Origin of the sequence: Streptomyces sp. UNOC14_S4, assembly GCF_020740835.1 — a bacterium.
Taxonomy (GTDB): domain Bacteria; phylum Actinomycetota; class Actinomycetes; order Streptomycetales; family Streptomycetaceae; genus Streptomyces.
Window position 1 is genome coordinate 1 of record NZ_JAINFC010000768.1, and the last position, 2,527, is coordinate 2,527.

The 2,527-nt window shown below is 73.5% G+C and carries 2 protein-coding genes; one reads left to right on the forward strand and one right to left on the reverse strand.

Translation table 11 applies throughout. The features are described from left to right. Nucleotides 1-80 precede the first annotated feature (80 nt). Nucleotides 81-1,220: a PP2C family protein-serine/threonine phosphatase gene (locus K6I34_RS35495; RefSeq protein ID WP_229332151.1), complete on the reverse strand. Its 1,140-nt coding sequence runs from the start codon at nucleotides 1,218-1,220 to the stop codon at nucleotides 81-83. A 188-nt stretch (nucleotides 1,221-1,408) separates the two neighbouring features. Between K6I34_RS35495 and K6I34_RS35500 the strand changes: the two genes are divergently transcribed. Further along, nucleotides 1,409-2,527, forward strand: a 1,119-nt coding sequence (locus tag K6I34_RS35500; RefSeq protein WP_229332152.1) for a GNAT family N-acetyltransferase, incomplete at its 3' end; no start/stop codon positions are given.

Genomic DNA, 2,527 nt, shown 5'->3' on the forward strand with positions numbered 1-2,527 from the left:
ACCCCACCCAGCCCGTCCGGCGTTTGAGGACGCGGCCGCAGGCCGCTCCCGCCCGCAGGGCGGCAACGGCGAGAACCCCCTCACGCCCGGCAGATCAGCAGCAGCGCCCTGTCGTCGTTGACATCCTTCGCCACCGCCTCGATCAAGTGCCACGCCGCGCCCTGGAAGCCCGCCGAGACGTAGCGGTCCGCTTCGCCCGTCAGGCGGTCCATGCCTTCCGTCAGGTCGCGGTCGGAGGTCTCGACCAGGCCGTCGGTGAAGAGCATCAGGACGTCGCCGGGCGAGAGCGTGCCCTTTATCGGGTCGAACTCGGCGCCGTCGTAGACGCCGAGGAGCGGGCCGTCGGCGGCCTTCTCCTCCCAGCGGCCGGTGCCGGCGCTGAGTTGGAGGCCGGGGAGGTGACCCGCCGAGTACATCTCGTAGTCCCCGGAGTCCAGGTCGAGGACGAGGTGGACCGAGGTGGCGAAGCCCTCGTCCCAGTCCTGGCGGAGCAGATAGCCGTTGGCGGCGGGCAGGAAGGCGTGCGGGGGCAGCGAGCCGAGCAGGCCGCCGAAGGCGCCGGAGAGCAGGAGGGAGCGCGAGGCCGCGTCCATGCCCTTGCCCGAGACGTCGGTGAGCACGACCTCCAGGGTGCGCCCGCCGTTGGTGCGGGCCGCGACCACGAAGTCGCCCGAGAAGGACTGGCCGCCCGCGGGCCGCAGCGCCATCTCCCGGTGCCAGCCGCGCGGCAGCTTCGGCAGCTTGCTCTGTACGCGGAGGCGTTCGCGCAGGTCGAAGAGCATGGTCTGGCCGCGCCGCCAGGGCACGCCGACGCGGGTGCGGAACTGCGCGATCAGGAAGCCGAAGAAGCCGACCGCGGCGACGACGAGGATCGTGCCGGGGGTGACCCGGTCGGCCACGGCCTGCGGGCCGGAGTCCAGGACCGCGGACTCGACGATGAGGGCCACGGCGGACGCCGCGTAGAGGGCGAGCAGACCGGCGGGGCGCAGCAGGAGGCCGCCCGCCACGATGGGCAGGACGAGCGCGGAGGGCGCGCACCACTCGGGCAGGGCGACGGTGCCGCAGGCGAGGGCCGGGACGGAGAGCAGCAGCGAGGCGAGGGCGAGCCGGTCGGACCCGTCGCCGCGGAAGCGGTCCACCCCGGCTTTGCGCATGCTCACGCGGGCCCGGCGCAGTGTCTTGCGCAGCCGGGCCGTCGGGGTCTCCGCACCGCCAGTCATTGCATCGTGACCTTATCCACCCGTTCGGCGGTGCGTCGACTCACGCCGCGCCGGGACGGCCACCGCGGCGCGGCCTCGGCGAGCTGCGGGAAGCCGCGCGTCGACCTGGGACAGGGCAAGTCGCACGGATGGGCACGTTATGCGAAATTCGTTCGTCCGCAAGGAGTTCCGCTGCTAGGCATGGGGGCATGACGACGGAGTTGCGAGTACTGCGACCGACGGAATGGGACCAGTGGTACGGCACGCTGGAGCTGGCCTTCGGCGGTGCCCCGGAAGCCCCGGAGGAACGCGCGCTGTGGCGCGAGCTGACCCTGGCGGACCGCTCGCTCGCCATGTGGGACGGCGATGAAGTGGTGGGCACGGCCGGGGCGTTCGACTTCCGGATGACGGTGCCGGGCGGGGTCACGGTGCCCGTGGCCGGGGTGACGATGGTGGGCGTGCGGCCCACGCACCGGCGGCGCGGGACGCTGCGGGGCATGATGCGGCGCCAGTTGGACGACGTACGGGCCTGGGGGCAGCCCGTCGCGGTGCTGACGGCCTCGGAGCCGGACATCTACGGGCGGTTCGGCTACGGTGCCGCGACGCACATGGTGCAGGCGCGCATCGACACCACCCGGGTGGGAATCCGGCTGCCGGAGGGCGCGGAGGGGGTGCGGCTCCGCTTGTCGAAGCCCGATGAGGCGCACGACGCCTGCGAGGCGGTGTACGCGCGCCGGGTGGCCACCCGCCCGGCGATGCTGGAGCGCAGGCCGGGCTGGTCGGCGCTGCCGCTGCTGGACCCGCCGTCCCGCCGTGACGGGAGCTCGCCGCTGCAGTGCGTGCTGGCCGAGGTGGACGGCCGGACGGTGGGGTACGCGCGCTATTTCGCCCAGCCCCGGTACGACGAGACCGGCGCGCACGGCACGGTGCAGGTGCGGGACGTCGAGGCGCTGACCCCGGCCGCCTACGCGGTGCTGTGGCGCTATCTCTTCGACCTGGACCTGATGGACGAGATCGTGGCGAGGAACCGGCCGTCGGACGACCCGCTGTGGCAGCTGGTGGACAACGTGCGGCTGTGCCGCCTGGTGTCGGGCGACTCGCTGTACGTCCGGCTGGTGGACGTGGGGGCGGCGCTGGCGGCGCGTACGTACCAGGCGCCGGTGGACGTCGTGTTCGAGGTCACCGACGACTTCTGCCCCTGGAACGCGGGGCGCTGGCGGCTGTCGGGCGACGCGAAGGGCGCTTCGTGCGAGCGCACCGGGGACGCCGCGGACCTGGCCCTGTCCGTACGGGAGCTGGGCTCGGCCTATCTGGGCGGGGTCTCCCTG